The following is a 20,732-nucleotide window of genomic DNA, read 5'->3' on the forward strand; positions in this document are numbered from 1 at the left end:
TTGTCTTATTTCTCATAGAAAAAAGAAAAACAATCTGAATGAAATGCAATGATAAGATACAAGTTGAGTACAAAATATCTTTTTCATTGTAGTTTTCATAAAAGATTGTTCTTCTTTATGTATGTTACTATCGTTTACTATTCGTTACTATATGTTCGATTATAAATATGTATACTGCCACACTTGGCATTACTATTGTTTGGTACAACGGTTCAATTATTTTACCGTATAGTTAATTGTTAGTAGCAATTCCTGTTTATTGGAAAGTAGCATATAATGCATTCAATAATTTTCTTGTTAGGGTAGTCGTTCCAGAATTCGTACGTTGGTACATTAGCAAAAAGGTAAGGTCTTCTTGCGGTACATTCATAAAATATGCACCTAACCAACCGTCCCAACCATATTCTCCTTTTACGCATAAGTGTGTACAGTGTTCAGGATTCGTTAATATTCTCATAAGATTTCCATAGCTATAACCAGCAAGGTTTTCCCATGATTCCATACCTTTTTCTTGCTTCTTTGTGATATGATTTGTTGTCATATAATCAACAGTCTTTTCCGACAGGATTCGTCTACCGTTGTAGACTCCTTTGTTCAGTAGCATCGTTGCAAATCGACCATAATCTTCAATAGTGGACGCCAAACCTGCACCACCTGATTCAAACACGGGAGGGTGTTCCATATTATTCTGAATTGCCAGATGATTCTGTGTATACTTGACTAAACCATCATTTGTCATATCATAAACCGAAGCAAGACGACCTTGTTTTTCCTGTGGTACATAAAATCCAGTATCTTTCATGCCGAGTGGAGTAAAGATATTTTTCTGAAGAAATTGTGAAAATGGCATCTTTGCAACAACTTCTACCACTGCCCCAAGTACATCGGCACATGTACTATACTGCCAATTTTCACCTGGCGAAAATAACAAAGGAATTCGTCCTAATTCATTCATAGCAGCGACAGTTCCCATTTGTTCATAAGGACTACCTTGTTGCAATCCGTCGATTAGCTGATTAAATAAAACGGTTGTATCCCGTTCGGTCTTGGTAGCATCTCCCGGATATGCTACTCCAGCTGTCATACATAAAAGATCCCGGATGGTAGCATACCGCTCCACCTTCTTTCGTTCTTGGCCAACATAATAGGTTTGTTCCTTAAATCCTTCCAAGTACTTATATACAGGATCTAAAAGATCAAGCTCGCCTCTCTCGATTAATAACATTACAGCTGCACTTGTAATTGGTTTTGTCATGGAATACATACGAAAAATGGTATCTTTTTGTATTGGTTGTTTCTTTTCTATATCCGCATATCCTTGTTCAAAGTAGCATTGACGGATTCCATCTTTTAAGCACAGCAGGTTTCCACCTGCAATCTCCCCATCTTCTACTGCTCGTCTTAAAATATCATTCAGTCTAGCAAAACTCATATTGGCATTCCTCCATTTACATGTTGCTCAAAAAAAGTGGGATAAATTTTGTATCATTTATCAATCCATTTCTATCTTGGCATTTTCATACTTCAATTCTGCTATGATTATAACACGGATTGGCAATAGAAACTTGTGCTATTTTGCTTTTTTATTCTACATATCGAGCATTTATTCCATTCGTACACTTCGAATAATTACTTTCTTACCTACTCCACATTTTTCAAGGCATCTTCCATTGGAATCTTACGAATCTTTCGATATTCTAAGACTGCAATCACTAGATATGCAACGATTCCCATGATAAACAAAAGAATATATAGAGAGGGTTTTGTATAATACGTCAACCAACCAGTAAATTGTTTCATCATTTGAACATAGATTACATGAATGATTGTTTCCGCAATTGGCAAGCTTACAGCAGTTGCAACCACTACGACAATCGTATTTGAGAGTAAATATAGTTTCCCTACTTCACTATTTTCATAGCCAAGTATCTTAATCATGGAGATGGCATTTGCATTTTTCTCGATGATTAGCTTTGATAACAAATAAATCAATAGCATATATAATAGAATTGCAAAGACATTAACCAGAACAAACATATCTCCTAGAGAAACATCCATTTGTCGAGACACCTTCGTTAAGTCGTCATCTGTGATTACAGTGGCAATACTTTGCTCTTCTAAATCGGATAACTCCTGGTTGGAAAAATAGCCATTAAAATATTGATCTTCCTGATCAAAGGTATGGCAATAAGTCGATTTGTCCATGAATACTGAAAGTGCAGCTGGATATTCATAGATACCCTTTACCGTAAATTCATATAATTCTATACCAAAATCTTCTTTCAAAGTTATGGTATCGCCTTCTTTGATATCATATTTAGCTGCAAGTCCATCCGAAATATAGATCGTGCCTTTTTCTAATGCAAGATCGATGTACTTACTTTGTTCTTCAATTCCGTAGATGGTTACCTCTTCTGGATTCAATCCCTTTTTTGTTGTTTTAAGGGAGGTAACACAGTATTTTTCAGCATTTGAATCAGAAGTTTCAGCTGGTACTTTTAGTATATATTGATAAGCAGCTACTTTATTATTTAGTACTTGGTCTTCATAATGTTGCAGCAAAGGTGACATCATCATGCCGAATAATAATAAAACATTGGCAAACAGAATTCCTATAAAAAGCATACCGTAACTTGGTAGATTCTGTAAAATAATACGTAAACGGAAACGATGAAAGAATTGAAAATTTGGTAAACGAATTGCCTTCTTCTTTTGTTTTCTTTTTAAGTCTCTCCGTAAGAATTGTAAAGGTGACAAAGACAATTTGTTCACTAAAATTAAAACGTTAATCAAAAACATAATTCCAAATGGAACGACCGTTGTTAATAGGAATGCTTCCATATTCCAGATGGTAACATAAGTAGGTAAACTATAACTACTATAATACAAATTAGCGGAAACCCTCTTAAATACTGTATAACCAAGTATATTACCTACAATACTGGAAAGAATCGATACGATCATGGGATTCATTAGGTAATGTCGAAGTAATTCGCCCTTCGTATAACCGGAAGCGCGTAGTGTACCAATTACGGATGCTTCATGTGTGATTGTATTACTAGTTGTAATAGCAAATACAAAAGCCATGATACTGATTAGGATATATAAAAGTGTTATCATAATTGTTTTATCATTTCCCATATCATTTCCTGTAAATTGTATCGCTTGGTTTTCATATGCTGGTATGTAGTTTGTCAATCTGACAGCTGAAACTAGCTGCGTTAGAAATGTATCTGCTTTTTCTTTTTCTTGTAATTTGGTCGTAGCTGGTTCATTATATTGCCATGAATAATTATAATGAAGGTCGGAACTTTCATAGGAAGCAAAACCATTTGTTGTCATGACTCCTACTCCAAATTTAACCGCATCAAACATCATATCTGTATTATTGGAGAACAACGCACTATAATCAGAAAGAGCAACCAAGCCCGATATTGTTAATTCTTTTTCTCCAACAGTAATCATATCACCTACAGACAAATCATTGTTGTCAGCAAACATTCGATCGATTGCTATTTCATTATCATCTATAGGCATAGAACCTTTCATTAGACATACAAGATTAACTTGTTGGCGGTTTGCAAAGATTCGTATGGTACGATCTTTTGACGGTTGTTCCGTGTAGTAGTTTTTATATATTGCAACATCATTCGTTTCTATTTGCAATACCTGTTCATCTGTTAATTCATCTTCTGTTTCAAAATTGCCATCTTCCACATTATATTTTACAAAACTATCCTTATACGCTTGAATCATACTATTATCTGCTACAAGAAATCCAGATATAAAGCCAATTGTCCCAGTCATAAATAAAAATATAACAAGGAATTTAGCAAATTCATCTTTGAGTTCTTTGGGAAGCCTTTTTCTTAAGGGATTACGCATTGTTCTCAACCTCCTACCATTCCAAATCTTGTGCGGCTATTTTTTCTGTGTTTACATAATTTTTACGGATCTGTCCATCACGTAACTTTATTACACGATCGGCCATATTCTTAATGGCATCATTATGTGTAACGATAATCACGGTATTCCCGTATCGTTTATTCACATCTTCGATTAACTTCAGGATATCCTTAGAGGTATTATAGTCAAGTGCGCCAGTTGGTTCATCACAAATCAATATATCAGGATTCTTTATAATAGCTCTTCCAATTGCTGTTCGTTGTTGTTGTCCTCCTGACAATTGGTTTGGTAATTTGTGACGATGCTCATACAGCCCTAGTACGTTTAGTAAATCATTTATTTCCAAGGGATTGTCGCTTAGATAGGCACCAACTTCAATATTTTCCTTTACATTAAGATTTGGTATTAAATTGTACATCTGAAATATGTAACCAAGGTGTTTTCTACGGTATCTAGTCAAACGTTTCTCATTCATTTCAACTGTTTTTTCTCCATTAATGGCTATGTATCCACTATCCGCTTGGTCAATCCCTCCAATGATATTAAGTAAGGTTGATTTTCCAGAACCAGAAGGTCCAAGCAAAACGCATATTTCCCCTTTTTCAACAGAAGCATTAATTCCTTTTAAAACCTCTGTTCGATTTTCCTTAAATCCATAACTTTTTCTAAGATTACTGATTTCTATAAACATAGCTTTTCCTCCTATTTTACTTTATTATTCAATATATGATTATCTGTTCATATATTCATTATAAGATAATAATGAAAAATGTCAAGCATGTTTCAAAGAATTTATTGATCGACTCCTGCTTTGAATTCATAAATTGTTCGTTTATTGGTTTGAAATCATTAATAACGTTGTTCCATTCTATTGTAAGAATAACCTTTCCACAAAAGGGCAAAATGTTATATAGAAGGACTCACAAAAACCAATAAACAACGAATCATAATTATTTTGGAACAAATCAACTGTTATTCTAACAAAATGCAAGTTTGCAACGTAATTCTTGCATTTATAAACGAAGAAGGCATAATATACCACTTGACATAACAGCGTATTATCGGTATATTAGTGGTACATCAAAAAAGTTTATTTTAAAAAAATGAATTTTTAGCACTTTATTTATTCATTTTGTGTTATTGTTAACGTACAATATATAGATACAGATAGACAGTAATACAATTATGTAGAATTAAAGAAGTGCATTGATCCGTAAGTCGGGAATAATATACTCTTCTATTTCTTTCAGAATAACGATTTCCGATATTTTTACAGATTATAAGGAGGATTCGTATGAACGAATTGTTACAGAAATTTGATCTATCAGATGAATTAAAAGGAGTACTAAACAACTGTGCAGGTGTATATACACCAGCGACAAAAGAGGAATTATATAAATTAGTATATGGAAAAGAAGATGGTATGAAGCATGATGTCATCTATTCCATTCCTGGAAAAGGCGATATGAAAGAGGCTGATGTTGTACGTTGTAAGAACGGTGCTGTTGTTAATTATACAGAAGATTATATGCGACGTCGTGATCCAGATTGTATGGTGATTGCTGACGAGAAACCAACAGATAAACCTAGATTCCGAGATACATACGGGAAAGCGTTTGATTCCATTAGAGAAGAAACATTCGAATGGTTAAAAACACAGGAACTTGTGGTAATTCCATTCAATGCTGGTGGTAACGTATACGGATACGGTTCTCTCCTTGTTTGTCCTCTTAATGCGGCATTCTTTGCTTACGCAGTAGCTTTATTACAAGGTTTTGTAAACGCAGAAGAAAGTAAGGGATTCCGTCCTCGAGCAATCATTTATGTTGCTCCTCCATTCCGTCATACACATTTCAAAGGAAAACAGGTTTGTGTTCACAATCGTATCGATGATTGTCATGAAATATTTTCTTACAACCTATATCCAGGTCCATCAGCAAAGAAAGGTGTCTATAGTGTACTTCTTGACATTGGAGAAAGCGAAGGTTGGGTTACTGCTCATGCATCATGTGCTAAAGTCGTAACTCCTTACGAAAACGAAACTGTTATTATGCATGAAGGTGCTTCTGGCGGTGGTAAAAGCGAATTACTCGAAGAAGTAAAGAAATTATCGGATGATCGTGTTCTATTAGGAACGCATACCATTACTGGCGAAAAGAACTATATTCATATGGGAGATACTTGCACCATCAAACCTGTTACGGATGATATGGCAATCTGTCATCCAGATTTTCAAAATCAAAGTGGAAAACTTTGCTTAACAGATGGAGAAGATGGCTGGTTTTTACGTGTAGATGGCATTACGGAATATGGAAGTAATCCAGAACACGAAAAATTATCGGTACATCCAAACGAACCACTAATCTTCTTTAACTTACAAGGTGTACCTGGTTCAACTTGTCTTTTATGGGAGCATACAATTGATTCCGATGGTAAACCTTGTCCAAATCCACGTGTAATTATTCCTAGAAAGAATATTGAAAATATTGTAACAGAACCCGTTGAGGTTTCTGTAAGAAGTTTTGGTGTTCGTATGCCACCTTCAACAGCAGAAAATCCTAATTATGGTATCATGGGTATGCTGCATATCATCCCACCTGCATTGGCTTGGTTATGGCGATTGGTATCTCCACGAGGACATAAAAATCCAAGTATCGTTGATTCAACTGGTATGGTTAGTGAAGGTGTTGGTTCTTACTGGCCATTTGCAACAGGGGAACAAGTAAAACAGGCGAATCTATTATTAGAACAGATTTTATCTTCGCCTAACACCAAATATGTGCTTATTCCTAATCAACACATTGGTGTATACCAAGTTGGGTTTGCACCAGAGAATATTGTTGTGGAATATCTAGCTCGTCGTGGTGGTGTTAATTTTAAAATGGACCATTTAGTAGAATCTCGCTGTCCAATCCTTGGCTATGCTTTAAAAGAAATGAAAGTAGACGGTCAGTACATTCGTTCCAAATTCCTTCGTTGCGAAAAACAAGACTTACTCGGAATTGATGGATATGATCAAGGTGCAAAAATCCTTACTGACTTCTTTGCTAGAGAACTTGAAAAATTTGATACTCCAGATCTTCACCCACTTGGACGCGAAATCATTGCTTGTTTCAAAAATGGAGGATCTGTAGAGGATTATTGCAAATTAACTCCATTAGGACTTTATTAGACCTTTATTAGACCTATACGATTCTAACGATTTAGCCAGTTAGATTGCAAGACACGTAAAATCATAAATATAAAGAAACAAACAAAAAAGACTGTGAATAAATGAGTAATCATTTTCACAGTCTTTATGCAATAGATCGTATGATGTTTATGGGATTGATTCCATAAGGTTGATTCCATAAGATTGTTCCCATCTGGACATAACAAAAAGAGGACCTTAACTCATTAATATGAGTTAAAAGTCCTCTTTTTGTATAATAGGAAAGTCGGAGGACTTTCCTATTATACAAACCTTCTGGGGGATGTGCACTCGTACATAACGTAGATATCAGCTGAAGCTAACTGTGCTCATATCCTAATCCAGTACACTTAATAAATTCTCTACTTCTGCTTGCGTCGTCTTTGTAAAGAAATAATTGTATCGGAAGAAGAAGTACCCATCTACTTTTCCTGTACTACGGCTATATTCAACCATTCGTTGTAAAACATCATCACACTCTTCCCATTCTGGTTCCAAATTTGAACCCGCACGATAAGTTGGAATACCTACATACATACTAACGGTTGAGCTAGTACGGAAAGATAACCAGTTATCTAGATTCTTGTCAAATGGTACTGTTTTATTTTCAAAACTCCAGTATAACTGTGGACATATATAGTCAATATATTTATCGGAAGCCATCCATGTTTTTACGTCAACATAATTTCCAGTCGTTAAATATAGATTGTTAATATTTCCAGCAGGACTGATTCCAAACTTGACACTTTCATTCACATCTTTGATTGCAGCATAAACCTTTTTTACTAAGGAATTGACATTGTTTCTTCTCCAAACCTCAATTGCATTTGGTGTTTTATCATTAGTAATGCATTTTTCCACATAGGCATTATACTCTACATTATCAAAAGTCTTTTTATATTTGCTTCCAAGGTTCGGATAAAAATAATCATCAAAATGTATACCATCTACATCGTAATTCGTTACAATTTCTTTCACACCATTTACGATCAGTTTTTGTACTGCCGAAGAAGCTGGATTATAATAGATATTCGGTACTTTATCACTATTTGTATCAAATTCTAAGATGTTACGATCATTTGTTGTATCTTCATCTTCATACCATTTTCTTGCATAATTATCTTCTGCTAGAGCAGAATAATCACCTGATTCTAATGTAACACGATATGGATTAATCCAAGCATGAAATTCAAGTCCACGATCATGAGCCGCATGAACCATGTATTCTAATGGATCAAAACCAGGATCTTTTCCCTGCTTTCCTGAAATGTATTTTGACCAAGGGAAATACTTTGATGGATACATTGCATCACCAAAAGGTCTAACTTGAACAACTACCGTATTCATCTTAAGTTCTACGCAATTATCAAACATTTCATCAATTAATGCTTGGAACTCGGATTCTTTATAACCTGTTGATTTGAATTCAAGGTATGAAATCCACATTGCTTTCATTTCTAAATCAACAGCAATGGTTTTGATTTTAGCATTACCAGCAACATCCGTTACCATTACACTATATGTTCCATTTTTTTTAACAGTAAAACTTTTTTTATTGGATACTTCTGTTGCCTTTGTAGACCATTTTTCAGATGTAACGTCTGTAACTTTGCCTTTTACATACTGTACTTTTGCAATTCCAGATGCATCTTTTGAAGTAACTTTGATTGTCGCTGCTTGATTCATGATTGTTGATTTTAAACTAACTGTTGGCACAGTTTTATCAATATTTGTAATTTCGAGTTTCTTAATTTTCGTATTCCCTGCTTTGTCTAGCGCATAAAATGTATAGACACCATTCTTTTTTAACGTTACGCTACAGGTACTCTTGCTCAATTTCACGGTTGTTCCTTTTTTTGAAAAGTAGGAAGTTTTTTGATCCCCTTCTGCCCATTTAACGGTTTTAATACCAGAAGCATCTGTAGCTTTAAACGTTACTTTTACAGATTTATTGGTTGGCTCGGTATTCTTAACAGTTAACGTAATCGTTGGTTTTTTCGTATCCTTTGCGGCATTGGCATAATTTGTATTTACAATTAAGATGCAAAACAAAATGACAAAGCCAAGGAGGATACGGTTATATTGAAATTTTTTTCTCATTCTTATGATCCTCCATGCTTGTTTGTTATAATTTCACTTACTATCTACCAGTAGGATATTGATTAAATACATCTTCAGTCAACTCATATATCTTTTCTGCATATTTTTTCTGGTTCGTTGTATTGTTAATTTTTGCAAAGTCATCACTATTTGACATAAAACCAAGTTCAATCAAAATTGCAGGAACTGTATTTTGTTTAATTACTACATAATTTGCAGTCTTAACTTTACGATTATTAGAACCAAAGACATCTACTATGCCAGCCTGGAATATAGAGGCTAATTTTGCACTATTTAAGCCATTGTCTTGCGTCTTATTATTAACAGTTGAATAATAAGTTTCAGTACCTTTTGCTGATGGCGTAGCCGAATTCATATGAAGACTGATAAATAGATCTGCACCTACTTTTTCTGCAAAAGCAGCACGTTCATATAAATCTACAAAATTATCACCGGTTCTTGTCCAGTAAGCTTTGATACTACTATCTGGATCATTAAAATATTCTTTTGCATACTTATACAAGATATTATAGGTTATGGTCTTTTCTTGTACACTGTTGTGAATCGTTCCTGGGTCTGAACCACCATGTCCAGCATCAAGAACAACGATCTTATCATAGATATCTTGTGGATTTCCTATCTCAACCTGAATTGCAGAACTTCCTTCTGTTAAATTAAATCCTTGCAATGTGAGCGTAGAAATCAGAATTTCTGTGTTTCCACTACTATTCAATGATACGACTACTTTACTTACCATACTTGAATAGATATTAACGGGATTTTCATTATAGTAACTTACATAATCCCCTGGGATGATAACCTTAAACTGATTTTTTGTATATAGATCCTGCGTTGTTACCGTTGAGTAATCTACACCACTTGGCAAAGAAATCTTTAGATCTAAAGAAGCATCACTATCTGGATAAACCAAAACATAAGATATTACATTACCTGTTTGTGAACTATAATAGGTAGCCGTTGTCGCTTTGGATAACGTAATTCTTGTGGAAGTAGCATCTTTCGTTGCTGCAGCAACCCCTTTAATACAGTAGCCATTTTCAATGGTATTATTTAATGTTCCAATACTGTTGATCGTATAAGGAAGATCAATAAATACATTGGAACTATCGACTGTTGTTGTATTGGTAGCGGGATACCACGTTTGGATATTAACAACATCTGTACCATTCGTATAATCAACAGATACATTCTCAATATAGTTATAATAAACCGTAACAATTAAGGTTAATGCATCCTCAGATAGTCGAATATCATATTTTGGTTGTTTTACACTCGTTGTCAGTACAATTTTACTACTTTGTGAAGTTTCATTGTATGTCATGGTTGTACTTTCAATAATACTATTTGAATACGTATACGTAGAATTTGTAACGGTAGAACGTTCCACGTCAAGTACTAACGCATTATCTGTTGTATAATAAGAATGAACTTTACTAAATGTAGAGTATGCTTTAAGATAAAATACTTCACGGTCAGAATATGTTACAGTATCTTTTGAAAAGTCACCTAATACAGCTGTCGTTGAATAATTTGAATTAATCTCCGTCTGTAACTTTGTATTTTGAATATTTGTGATCGTATCCTTATAAGTATCGGAAACTCCATAGGTAGAATATTGCTTGTCTTCTACTGGAACATCTGGTTCTGTTACCTCTACTTTTTTTGTTAAGATTGAAGTATTGCTAGAACTATCCCAAGCAAAATCATAACCAAGATAACCAGCTACTGTACTGATTGGAACCATAATATAGGTAGTTCCATTTGCTTTATTCTTGATTTTCATTGGTGCATGTGGTAAAGTTTTTGCTTTACCATTCACTGTTGCAGTTTTACTATCTAATGTCATTACGACTGTTACATCATCTTTCACAAGTGTAACGGTTTTATCAGAAGAGTCATACGTATAATCTGCATCTATTGAGGAGGATGCAAATACTTTTTTTGCTTGAACCATTGTTGTAGATTGATGCAAAATACTAGGTAAGGAAGTTACACTAACATTTTTCCCATCCACTTTAACTTTTCCTTGGATTCCACGATATGTGAACCATTTTTTTTGGCTAAAATCGTAAAGATTCAGTGGCTTTGTCTTAGAGCTTGTAAGTGTGGCAATTGCTTTACTACTGTTATAGCTGTAAGTATAGCCAAATGCTTCTGCAACAAATCTGGCTGGAACGAGGATCTTAGTAACTCCTGTTGATTTATAAGTTACTTTTCTTGGAGCCTGTGAAACAGTTTGTTTTTCTCCATCTACATATACTGTTGTACTCCCAAGAGTAAACTTGATTGTCGTATAATCTTTCTTTAGTGTAAGTGTCCCTTTACTGGAAGAATAGGTTGCTGTTACTCCAATACCTGAATTAACAAAAGCATCCTTATAAGAAATTAGAGAAGTCGATCCTATGATGATTCCTGGATAATTCTTTTTACTAACCTGTTTTCCGTCAATCTTATATACAACTTGTTTTCCTGTATACGTTACATCTTTCCCGTCGTACTTTAACTTTAAAGATGTTGCCGCTTTCACAGAAAGGATTGGTGTCAGGATTAGTAATACTGTCAATAAAAACATATACACTACTTTGGTATGTTTCCATTGACGTTCTTCACCATGTAAAATTGGGCATTTTCTTTTTGTTTCTAGTTGTCTCATTTTCTCACCTTTCTCATTTTTTGTAACTCTATTATGTTAGGTATTTCATCATAATTAGTTATTCCTAATTATGTCATGTAAATATATACTATATTATTTACATTTAACCACCCAAACCAATATTTATAGTATAATACTAGGGTTCAAAAGTGTTAGAATTGTGTCAAATATTGATTTTATTTGTGTTATTTATTATAATAACGGTAGTTTATTTGTATGATTTTTTGTCGAGCCTGTACTCAACACAAATCAACAGAAAGGTTATGATTATGAAATTACAACAATTAATGAGTTTTACAAGAAAAGCAGTTGATGATTATGAGATGATTCAAGAAGGGGATCGAATCGCAATTGGAATATCTGGTGGAAAAGACAGTTTAACGATGCTTTATGCACTAGCAGGATTAAGACGCTTTTATCCTAAGAAATTTGAGATTGAGGCGATCTCAGTCAATCTTGGTTTTGATGGAATGGATTTAAGTCCAATTGTTGCTCTTTGTAAAGAATTAGATGTGCCTTATACCATTGTTGATACAGAAATCGCTGATGTTGTATTCAAGGAAAGAAAAGAAAAAAATCCGTGTTCCCTTTGCGCTAAAATGAGAAAAGGCGCTTTTAATGATATGGCAAAGGAAAAGAACTGCAATAAAATTGCTTATGCTCACCATATGGATGATATTATAGAAACGATGTTTCTTTCATTACTCTATGAAGGTCGTTTCCATTCCTTCTCACCAGTAACATATCTTGATCGAATGAATTTAACGGTGATTCGTCCTTTAATGTATGTAAAAGAAATGGATGTGAAAGGTTTTCGTAATTTGTATAACCTTCCCGTTCAAAAAAATCCATGCCCTGCAGATGGATATACCCGTCGAGAATATGCGAAAAACCTTGTAAAAAAGCTAAATCAAGAAAATCCCGGAGCGAAAGATCGAATCTTCCGTGCAATTTTAAATGGAAATATCCCAGGATGGCCAAAACGTAAAGATCAAGAATAAAGAAGCTGATATAGCAGGAAATCCAACTTGGGGCGGACTTCCTGCTCTTCCTCAATCTATGTGGTTATTTTATTGGGGAGCAATAATAAGGCACGATTAGATATTGTCCTTCATGAATTACATCCGAAGTTAAGGCATTGCATTCCATGATTTCGTCAATGTAATCTTCTATGCTACGATAATGACTGGTTATATTCTCTTCTGCTATCCCCCACAATGTATCACCTTTTACAATCTGAATGCTTTTCACGTACTTTTCACTTCTAGAATCCGATGCACTTGCAATGGAATGATCTGTTAGAAATCCAATTAATGCACACACTAAGACTACTACTGTTAGTACACTTATGATCGCTGTGTTACGATTCATCTCTTTCTTATATCCAAACATAGTAAAACATATCTTCGTCGTTTTTTTCATAAATAAACCTCCATATTTTCTGTTGTATTATCATTCTTATTAAAATTCATTGCCATTCCTCTTATCTTACTCATTCAACAGATTCACTCTTATGTACCATTAAAATGTTTTCAATTGAAGTGGATAAGTTTTCTTATCGAAAATGCTGTCTTATTATAAGTCGAACATATGTACTGCCTTCTTTTTCTATATCATATCGAACATTCGTTCTTTTGTCAATAGATTTTTACGATATCACGAACATTTGTTTTGCATTTTCTATTCACACATGGTATAATAGCAACAGAAGAAAGATATTACTTATGTTAGTCGTGGTATATATAGTAACCAGGTGCATAGATAGAATATAAGGAATTGGAGGAATTCGTCCATGAGCTATGGAAAAATCAGTACAAAACAAAAAGAGATCTTGGAATACATAAAAGCACAGATCATCAGCAAGGGATATCCACCTGCAGTACGTGAGATCTGTGAAGCAGTTAAGTTAAAATCCACTTCAAGTGTTCATTCCCATCTTGAGACATTAGAGAAGAATGGATATATCCGAAGAGATCCAACGAAACCACGTGCAATTGAAATCGTTGATGATGGTTTTAATCTATCCAGAAGAGAACTTGTTAACGTTCCAATCGTTGGTGTTGTTACTGCTGGTCAACCGATCCTTGCAGTAGAGAATATAGAAGGATATTTCCCAATGCCAGCAGAAGATATGCCGAATGCAGAGACCTTTATGCTTAAAGTTAAAGGGGAAAGTATGATCAATGCCGGTATATTTAGTGGTGATAAGATTCTTGTTGAAAAAGTTTCAACTGCAGACAATGGTGACATTGTAGTCGCCTTGATCGACGATTCTGTAACAGTGAAAACATTCTATAAAGAACATGGACATTTTCGTTTACAACCTGAAAATAATACGATGGACCCTATCATAGTTGATGACGTTAGTATCTTAGGTAAGGTCATCGGATTATTCCGTCGCCTTCACTAGTGATATTAAATGAGCGCAATAAGTTTCATTACAATTAACGAAACTTATTGCGCTCATTTTTTGTATCTTTTTCTTCAATTTCAGTATAGGTATCAGTATAGCTATATGTAATGATTCTACCTTTTGTGCGCGTGCGCATCCCCCGGAGCGCTTTTGCCACCCAAATCCTATTATAGAAAAAAGCTCTACAGTAGACATGATGTAATCCATTGCATTACAACTGCTTACTATAGAGCTATATATTCAAAAAGCTTAGTTTAACAATTTCACTTTATGCAGGCAATTGTTTTATTGAAGATCTTCAATGGAGCAAGTTTTTCCATCTCTCCAGATTCTTTCTAGATCATAGAATAAACGATCTTCTTTGGAGAAAATATGAATGACAATATCGCCGTAATCCATTAAAATCCAGTTCGAAGAACGAATTCCTTCAATTCTTTGTGGTTCGAAACCTTCTTTTGATAATGCTTCTTCTACACCATCAACTAGTGCTTGTACCTGTGAAGTGTTCGTACCATTTGCGATGATGAAATAATCAGCAATCGTAGAGATTTCTCCTATTTCAATAATGCGAATATCTTCTGCTTTTTTATCTTCCATTGCATTGTATGCAATCTGAGCCATTTTCTTTGATGAATCCATACGTTGTACCGCCTTTCTTAATCCTTAAGCTGTGCACCGACAAGCTCCTTATAATAGTTATATGCAGTATAAGTCGTATTGTCAATGGTTTGCTCATTCGATTTTAAGTAATTTAATGTATTGTGTAATGTAGTATAAACCGCAAGATCTAGATCCTCAAATGCAAGTTTGCGAATCTCTACCAGTCCTGGAATTAACTTCCTAGACGGTTCTATATAATCAGATAGAAACACGATCTTTTCAAGAATCGTCATTTTCGGTTTTCCTGTTGTATGATAAGCAATAGCAGAAAGGATTTCCTCATCTGTTACATGATATTTTGTTTTCGCATAATATGCACCTAATTTTCCATGTAAAAGATATGGTTGCTCTCTTTCCACCTTTGTAATCGGAATCTGATGTTTTTCACAACGTCTGATCTGCTCGTCTTCGTCATAATTTTTAGCTGCATCATGTAAAATCCCAGCCACTTGTGCACTCATAAGATTACAATCATAACGCATAGCCAAGGCAGCACATGTATATTGTACTCCAAGGGAATGTAGATATCGCTTTGGTTTCAGGATCTCACGCATTTTTTCTTGTAATTCTAACAAATCATATTCCATATAAATCCATGCCCTTTCATAAATCTCACGAATCGAACAGGTATATAAAGGAGGCTATTATTAACCTTTTTCTATCTTACATCATCGATAAATGTTATTGTCTTTAATATAGGCTGCAACTTTTGGCATAACATAGTATTGAATATTTTTTCCTTCTTGTGAACGTTTTCTAATATCACTCGATGATATGTCGATATTTGGAGCATTTAATAGAGCAATTGAACCTTGAAATCGATCTGTTAAGAAACGAATCTGCGCTTGCATCTGTTCGATTGTTTTATGGTCTCGAATGGCAGCAACTAATTTACAATGGCTAAAGATTACCTCCGGTTCCTTCCATTGATCAATATAAAACAAAGAATCTGCTCCAATGATAAAATAATATTCCTCTTCAGGATATCGTTTCGTTAATTGAGTTAATGTATCAGCTGTATAAGTCATACCCTCCCGCTCCATCTCAAAGGTGGACAAAGCAAATGCAGGGTTATCTGCAATTGCAAGTTGTATCATCTTGGCACGGATTTGTTCATCAAGTATGTGTTCTTGTTGTTTATGGGGTGGATTTTTTGAGGGCATAAAAAGTACTTGATCCAATTGGAATTGTTCCAGTGCAGTTTGTCCTAAAATGAGATGCCCGATATGAATAGGATTAAAGGTTCCACCCAGGATACCAATCTTCTTTTTCTCCATACAAACTCCAATCTGCGAAACAATTACTTCTGTTTTTTCGCTTTTGGTAATTCAATCTTTTTCTTATCTTTCGATTCTCTATATAAAACGATCTTCTTTCCAATTACTTGAACTACTTCAGAATTCGTTCTTTCTGCGAGAATCTGTGCAATTTCTCTAGGATCATCCATACAGTTTTTTAGTACAGATATTTTAATCAATTCTCTTGCTTCTAAAGCTTCACTAATTCCAGTAGTGAATTCTGGTGTAATGCTTGCTTTTCCTACTTGATATATAGGATCCATTACCATTGCTAAACTTTTTAAATATGCTCTTTGTTTGGTAGTCATACTCTATCCTTTCTTTTCTCAAAATTCATTTTGCAAGGGTCCGCGCACAAAAAAGAATACCCTTCTTTGCACTATCCTTACTTTACATATAAACGTAGAGTAAACATGCCCTTATTATAATTAAACAACGTGAAATATAAATACGCTAAGAATAAAAAGCTTTTTTCACTCTTAGAATTCTTGAGAGTACGTCTTAAAACACAACATACTGGCTCAAAATGGGTACCATTTATTTATAATAATCAAAGGACAGTCCATACATATGAACAGTATCCCCTTCTTCGATTCCAAGGTCTTCTAGTTGTTCCAAAATTCCATTGTCTTTTAAGAATTTCTGGAAGAACGCGAATCCTTTTTCTGAGTCTAAATTGGTATATCCAAGCATTCGTTCAATACGAGGTCCTTCTACTGCAAATTCGTGTTCATCTACTTTTTCTACAGTAAATGGTTCATTGGAATAATTCATTTGTTCAGGGAAATATTCTCGTTCGAATATGATTGGTTCTGCACTGATTTGGTTTAATTGTTGTTTCACATAATAGAGAAGTTCTTTCACTCCTTTACCCGATACTGCGGAGATTGGAAATACTTTAATTCCCTTAGGCTCAAATTCTTCTCTCATTAAAGTAAGTGTTGTTTCTTCATCATCTCCGTAGAAAACATCAATTTTATTCGCTGCAATCACCTGTGGTTTATTTAATAGTTCCGGGTTGTATGCTTCCAGTTCTGAATTGATCTTCTTAATATCTTCAATTGGGTCACGACCTTCTACACTAGCTGCATCAACCATATGGATAATGACTTTCGTACGTTCAATATGCTTTAAGAACTCATGACCAAGTCCAATTCCTTCAGAAGCACCCTCGATTAAACCAGGAATGTCAGCGATAACAAAACCATCTGTTCCTTCTAGATCAACAACTCCTAAGTTTGGATTTAATGTTGTAAAGTGATAATTTGCAATCTTTGGCTTTGCATTGGTTACACGAGATAAAAAAGTGGATTTCCCTACGTTTGGGAAACCTACAAGACCTACATCAGCAATTACCTTTAACTCTAATGTAACATTCATCTCAATTCCAGGACGACCTGGTTGTGCATACTTAGGTACCTGCATCGTAGGTGTGGCATAATGTTGGTTACCCTTTCCACCATTACCACCTTTAAGAATGACTTCACGACGATTTTCGTGAGACATATCTGTAATAACTTTACCGGTTTCTGCATCTTTTACAATTGTTCCTTCTGGAACTTTTACAACAAGATCTTCCCCATCTGCTCCATGACAACGTTTTTTACTACCTGGTTGACCATCTCCTGCACAGTATTTACGAATGTGTCGGAAATCGTTCAAGGTATTAATTCCATCATCAACTTCAAAAATTAAGTCCCCACCACGACCACCATCACCGCCGTCTGGTCCACCAGCTGCCACAAATAGTTCTCTTCGAAAACTAACATGACCATCGCCGCCTTTACCTGAACGGATATATATTTTTGCGCTATCTGCAAACATAAAGTATACCTTATTCCTTTCTATGGTATTCTATATATAAATAAGCGAAACACAAATTATGCCATCTTCAAAATGTAGCAATAATCTGGCTCAAAACCTATAATTCCATCTCTTTATTATTTTATCACAATTCTTGTATTCATAATCATTGACTGTGTAAAAACTTCATAGTAATACATACACTTACTCGAAATCGAGGAAGTATTTTCATTTAATAAAGCCCCATTCTATGATGTAATCAAGAAATGGGGCTTCATCTACATATATTACATTATTTAGCTTCTACAGGGTATACACTAGCTTGTTTCTTGTCTCTACCCTTTCTTTCAAATCTAAGAACACCGTCTACTAAAGCAAATAAAGTATCATCTCCACCACGGCCTACGTTTACGCCTGGATGAATTTTAGTACCACGTTGTCTATAAAGAATATTTCCAGCTAATACAAACTGTCCGTCAGCTCTTTTAGCACCTAATCTCTTAGATTCGGAATCTCTACCGTTCTTAGTAGAACCAACACCCTTTTTATGAGCGAATAACTGAAGGTTCATCTTTAACATAGTCTTACACCTCCTTGAATCGTGTATATAAATCATATGTGTTATTTCATAAAATGAAATAGTATCTCCAAGAGCTATACTCTCAGATCTATATATCCTTGTCCATAATTCTCAATGATACCTTGTAAACCAAGAATCAAGGAATTTAGTAATAAGATGGATTCCTTACTTACTTCAGACAAGATAATAAATTCTATTTTGTCAGAATCTTCTTCCCCTTTCATCTCGAAGTGGTCAGAAGTGAATTGTTCAATAGAATTAATCGTATTTACAACCAAAACTGAGACTGCAGAACATATAATGTCATAACCACTATCCGCATAACCTGCATGACCTTTTGTTTTGAATCCATTATAAATACCATTCGCATTGCGTGTAAAAGATATTGTAATCATATCCGATACCTGCTTAATTATGCGTTGATTTTTTCAATTTTAACTTGTGTAAATTGTTGTCTGTGACCGTTTTTCTTGTGATATCCAGATTTTCTCTTATATCTGTAAACGATTACTTTTTTAGCTTTACCGTCTTTAACTGCTGTAGCTGTTACAGTTGCGTTTGCTACTGTAGGATTTCCAACTGTTAATCCGTTATTGCTAACAACTAAAACTTGGTCAAATGTAACAGTTTCTCCAGCTGCAACTCCAAGCTTTTCTACGTTAATGATATCGCCTTCTGCTACCTTGTACTGTTTACCACCTGTTGCTATAATTGCGTACATATGGCACCTCCTATTATCATTACTCGCCAGTTATGGTGTCTGTATATACAGAACTTAAACCTCACTGTGCGGCACACTAGAATATATTAACACCTGTTTTTAAGTTTGTCAATCATATTTCATAATTTTTTATTCGGCATCCTACCGAAGCTCAGGCTGGCTCGGCTTCCTTTACCATATTATATTACTTATTAAACTTCTCAACATTCTTTCGATACTCGTCTTCTAGTTCAATTGTAATATTAGGATTGACTTTCTTTAAGTTTTTAATTCTTAAGTTAAGCCAATATTGTTTAAATTCATCAGACATATTAGGATCTGGATAGATGAAATAGTCTTTGCATGGTAGCTTCGAACATGTTGAACAGTTATGTATGGATTTATTATTTGTACAAGTATAGTAGATACAGGTTTCTTTTTTGTCGTAAAGGTTATACCAGATTGGTTTTCCATTTCGGTTTCGACAACCATCACATACTACACCGTAATCTTCACAGCCACCACAATAGGTTCCACAAGGATTGATCTCGTCTTGTTCTGCCTTTGTTAATCCGATACATTCTTTTTCAGTTAGAGGGAATGGCTTGTTGGCTTTATTGAATTCTGCTTTTATGTTTGTATAATCTAAGCTTTGGTCATCATTCATTTTTTCGTTTTTAGATTCTTTATTCATGGTCTTTCTCACTTTCATATGCTAGTTTTGTTTGCTCTTCTAATTGATCGTTTTCAAATTTAAGTATCTTACTCTTATTTCTGAAATTTTTACTAACACCTCGTTTAAAACCTTCCTTGGTCTTTTTATACTCCGCTTTATTATCTTGGAATAGCTTTGTACGTCTATCTTTACGATGTCGCTCCACTTCTTTTAAGGTTATCGTTCCTGTTTGGTAAGCTTCTACAACTGCACAACCTTTTTCATCAATGTGCATACAGTTTGGGTTTAAACACCTATATTCCTTTTGAAAACTTTCTTTAACTTTCTGATTTTTCATACGCTTCAATTTTCCTCTACTTTCTTCCCTCTCTCAACATAAGGGGTATATGAATCATTTTCTCATCTTACTATTTAAAATTCTTATCAAACTTTTTTAATCGTACTGAACAGCTAACATAGAGGTATGAGTCATAACAATAACTATCACGAAAGAAGAAAAATGTGTTGTAAATATATACGTGTTTCAAACACATTTCATAAAAAAGTATATAAAAAGAACACACCAATCAGATGTGTTCTTTTTTACACGATGAGATTAGTTATGAACGCATCAAAATAAAGCGCAAAACAAATAAAAGATATCTGTTTCGTGTTGGCTTTCTATGATGCTAACCATATTATGTTAGCTGGTTAATACCTCGCTTAATTCATATGATCTCATAACATAACCTC

At 34.5% G+C, this 20,732-nt stretch carries 19 protein-coding genes; 3 read left to right on the forward strand and 16 right to left on the reverse strand.

What is annotated here, in order from left to right; translation table 11 throughout:
• Positions 1–256: 256 nt before the first annotated feature.
• From HBB17_RS06105 to HBB17_RS06115, 3 genes are all read right to left on the reverse strand, one after another.
• On the reverse strand, positions 257–1,432 hold the full coding sequence (locus HBB17_RS06105; RefSeq protein ID WP_167956577.1) for a serine hydrolase domain-containing protein: 1,176 nt from the start codon (positions 1,430–1,432) through the stop codon (positions 257–259).
• Between the two features lie 209 nt (positions 1,433–1,641).
• On the reverse strand, positions 1,642–3,885 hold the full coding sequence (locus HBB17_RS06110; RefSeq protein WP_167956578.1) for an ABC transporter permease: 2,244 nt from the start codon (positions 3,883–3,885) through the stop codon (positions 1,642–1,644).
• A gap of 13 nt (positions 3,886–3,898) precedes the next feature.
• A complete protein-coding gene (locus HBB17_RS06115) occupies positions 3,899–4,597 on the reverse strand; it encodes an ABC transporter ATP-binding protein (protein ID WP_167956579.1) in 699 nt (232 codons plus the stop codon).
• A 603-nt stretch (positions 4,598–5,200) separates the two neighbouring features.
• On the opposite strand from HBB17_RS06115, the gene HBB17_RS06120 reads away from it, so the two are divergent.
• Positions 5,201–7,078, forward strand: coding sequence for a DUF4914 family protein (locus HBB17_RS06120; protein WP_167956580.1), 1,878 nt, complete (start codon positions 5,201–5,203; stop codon positions 7,076–7,078).
• Between the two features lie 354 nt (positions 7,079–7,432).
• Here HBB17_RS06120 and HBB17_RS06125 read toward each other — a convergent pair whose 3' ends face one another.
• Both HBB17_RS06125 and HBB17_RS06130 read right to left on the reverse strand, forming a co-directional pair.
• Positions 7,433–9,196 (reverse strand): glycoside hydrolase family 10 protein, encoded by a 1,764-nt coding sequence (locus tag HBB17_RS06125; protein WP_167956581.1) that lies wholly within the window; start codon positions 9,194–9,196, stop codon positions 7,433–7,435.
• A 40-nt stretch (positions 9,197–9,236) separates the two neighbouring features.
• Positions 9,237–11,870 (reverse strand): N-acetylmuramoyl-L-alanine amidase, encoded by a 2,634-nt coding sequence (locus tag HBB17_RS06130; RefSeq protein WP_167956582.1) that lies wholly within the window; start codon positions 11,868–11,870, stop codon positions 9,237–9,239.
• Positions 11,871–12,139: 269 nt separating this feature from the next.
• Here HBB17_RS06130 and HBB17_RS06135 point away from each other — a divergent pair, with 269 nt between their 5' ends.
• Positions 12,140–12,871, forward strand: a complete 732-nt coding sequence (locus HBB17_RS06135) for a tRNA lysidine(34) synthetase (RefSeq protein ID WP_167956652.1) — start codon at positions 12,140–12,142, stop codon at positions 12,869–12,871.
• A 64-nt stretch (positions 12,872–12,935) separates the two neighbouring features.
• Here the strand turns inward: HBB17_RS06135 and yneA are convergent, their stop codons facing one another.
• Positions 12,936–13,292 (reverse strand): cell division suppressor protein YneA, encoded by a 357-nt coding sequence (gene yneA / locus HBB17_RS06140; RefSeq protein WP_167956583.1) that lies wholly within the window; start codon positions 13,290–13,292, stop codon positions 12,936–12,938.
• 370 nt (positions 13,293–13,662) lie between these two features.
• Between yneA and lexA the strand changes: the two genes are divergently transcribed.
• Positions 13,663–14,280, forward strand: a complete 618-nt coding sequence (lexA, locus tag HBB17_RS06145) for a transcriptional repressor LexA (protein ID WP_167956584.1) — start codon at positions 13,663–13,665, stop codon at positions 14,278–14,280.
• Between the two features lie 288 nt (positions 14,281–14,568).
• Here the strand turns inward: lexA and rsfS are convergent, their stop codons facing one another.
• From rsfS to HBB17_RS06195, 10 genes are all read right to left on the reverse strand, one after another.
• Positions 14,569–14,922 carry a ribosome silencing factor gene (gene rsfS, locus HBB17_RS06150; protein ID WP_167956585.1) on the reverse strand — a complete coding sequence of 118 codons (354 nt, stop codon included), beginning with the start codon at positions 14,920–14,922 and terminating at the stop codon, positions 14,569–14,571.
• Between the two features lie 17 nt (positions 14,923–14,939).
• Entirely contained in the window at positions 14,940–15,530 is a 591-nt protein-coding gene (yqeK, locus tag HBB17_RS06155; RefSeq protein ID WP_167956586.1) for a bis(5'-nucleosyl)-tetraphosphatase (symmetrical) YqeK, read from the reverse strand.
• A gap of 81 nt (positions 15,531–15,611) precedes the next feature.
• On the reverse strand, positions 15,612–16,220 hold the full coding sequence (gene nadD / locus HBB17_RS06160) for a nicotinate-nucleotide adenylyltransferase (protein ID WP_167956587.1): 609 nt from the start codon (positions 16,218–16,220) through the stop codon (positions 15,612–15,614).
• Positions 16,221–16,243: 23 nt separating this feature from the next.
• Positions 16,244–16,549: a ribosome assembly RNA-binding protein YhbY gene (gene yhbY / locus HBB17_RS06165; RefSeq protein ID WP_167956588.1), complete on the reverse strand. Its 306-nt coding sequence runs from the start codon at positions 16,547–16,549 to the stop codon at positions 16,244–16,246.
• Between the two features lie 229 nt (positions 16,550–16,778).
• Complete coding sequence (gene obgE, locus HBB17_RS06170; RefSeq protein ID WP_167956589.1) at positions 16,779–18,065, reverse strand: GTPase ObgE; 1,287 nt, start codon at positions 18,063–18,065, stop codon at positions 16,779–16,781.
• Between the two features lie 271 nt (positions 18,066–18,336).
• Complete coding sequence (gene rpmA, locus HBB17_RS06175) at positions 18,337–18,624, reverse strand: 50S ribosomal protein L27 (RefSeq protein WP_167956590.1); 288 nt, start codon at positions 18,622–18,624, stop codon at positions 18,337–18,339.
• A 74-nt stretch (positions 18,625–18,698) separates the two neighbouring features.
• The gene (locus tag HBB17_RS06180) at positions 18,699–19,019 is read right to left on the reverse strand and encodes a ribosomal-processing cysteine protease Prp (protein ID WP_167956591.1); all 321 of its coding nucleotides are present in this window, start codon (positions 19,017–19,019) and stop codon (positions 18,699–18,701) included.
• A gap of 17 nt (positions 19,020–19,036) precedes the next feature.
• Positions 19,037–19,345, reverse strand: a complete 309-nt coding sequence (rplU, locus tag HBB17_RS06185; protein WP_167956592.1) for a 50S ribosomal protein L21 — start codon at positions 19,343–19,345, stop codon at positions 19,037–19,039.
• A 184-nt stretch (positions 19,346–19,529) separates the two neighbouring features.
• Positions 19,530–20,036, reverse strand: a complete 507-nt coding sequence (locus tag HBB17_RS06190; RefSeq protein WP_167956593.1) for a DUF3795 domain-containing protein — start codon at positions 20,034–20,036, stop codon at positions 19,530–19,532.
• Positions 20,011–20,337, reverse strand: a complete 327-nt coding sequence (locus HBB17_RS06195; protein WP_167956594.1) for a hypothetical protein — start codon at positions 20,335–20,337, stop codon at positions 20,011–20,013. The genes HBB17_RS06190 and HBB17_RS06195 overlap by 26 nt, the downstream gene beginning before the upstream one ends.
• Positions 20,338–20,732 lie beyond the last annotated feature (395 nt).

The sequence above is a fragment of the Anaerosporobacter faecicola genome (assembly GCF_012070565.1).
Taxonomy (GTDB): Bacteria; Bacillota; Clostridia; order Lachnospirales; family Lachnospiraceae; genus Anaerosporobacter; species Anaerosporobacter faecicola.

Coding starts and splice junctions, on each gene's coding strand:
- HBB17_RS06105 (WP_167956577.1), bottom strand. CDS start 1,432: ATGAGTTTTGCTAGACTGAATGATATTTTAAGACGAGCAGTAGAAGAT.
- HBB17_RS06110 (WP_167956578.1), bottom strand. CDS start 3,885: ATGCGTAATCCCTTAAGAAAAAGGCTTCCCAAAGAACTCAAAGATGAA.
- HBB17_RS06115 (WP_167956579.1), bottom strand. CDS start 4,597: ATGTTTATAGAAATCAGTAATCTTAGAAAAAGTTATGGATTTAAGGAA.
- HBB17_RS06120 (WP_167956580.1), top strand. CDS start 5,201: ATGAACGAATTGTTACAGAAATTTGATCTATCAGATGAATTAAAAGGA.
- HBB17_RS06125 (WP_167956581.1), bottom strand. CDS start 9,196: ATGAGAAAAAAATTTCAATATAACCGTATCCTCCTTGGCTTTGTCATT.
- HBB17_RS06130 (WP_167956582.1), bottom strand. CDS start 11,870: ATGAGACAACTAGAAACAAAAAGAAAATGCCCAATTTTACATGGTGAA.
- HBB17_RS06135 (WP_167956652.1), top strand. CDS start 12,140: ATGAAATTACAACAATTAATGAGTTTTACAAGAAAAGCAGTTGATGAT.
- yneA (WP_167956583.1), bottom strand. CDS start 13,292: ATGAAAAAAACGACGAAGATATGTTTTACTATGTTTGGATATAAGAAA.
- lexA (WP_167956584.1), top strand. CDS start 13,663: ATGAGCTATGGAAAAATCAGTACAAAACAAAAAGAGATCTTGGAATAC.
- rsfS (WP_167956585.1), bottom strand. CDS start 14,922: ATGGATTCATCAAAGAAAATGGCTCAGATTGCATACAATGCAATGGAA.
- yqeK (WP_167956586.1), bottom strand. CDS start 15,530: ATGGAATATGATTTGTTAGAATTACAAGAAAAAATGCGTGAGATCCTG.
- nadD (WP_167956587.1), bottom strand. CDS start 16,220: ATGGAGAAAAAGAAGATTGGTATCCTGGGTGGAACCTTTAATCCTATT.
- yhbY (WP_167956588.1), bottom strand. CDS start 16,549: ATGACTACCAAACAAAGAGCATATTTAAAAAGTTTAGCAATGGTAATG.
- obgE (WP_167956589.1), bottom strand. CDS start 18,065: ATGTTTGCAGATAGCGCAAAAATATATATCCGTTCAGGTAAAGGCGGC.
- rpmA (WP_167956590.1), bottom strand. CDS start 18,624: ATGTTAAAGATGAACCTTCAGTTATTCGCTCATAAAAAGGGTGTTGGT.
- HBB17_RS06180 (WP_167956591.1), bottom strand. CDS start 19,019: ATGATTACAATATCTTTTACACGCAATGCGAATGGTATTTATAATGGA.
- rplU (WP_167956592.1), bottom strand. CDS start 19,345: ATGTACGCAATTATAGCAACAGGTGGTAAACAGTACAAGGTAGCAGAA.
- HBB17_RS06190 (WP_167956593.1), bottom strand. CDS start 20,036: ATGAAAGTGAGAAAGACCATGAATAAAGAATCTAAAAACGAAAAAATG.
- HBB17_RS06195 (WP_167956594.1), bottom strand. CDS start 20,337: ATGAAAAATCAGAAAGTTAAAGAAAGTTTTCAAAAGGAATATAGGTGT.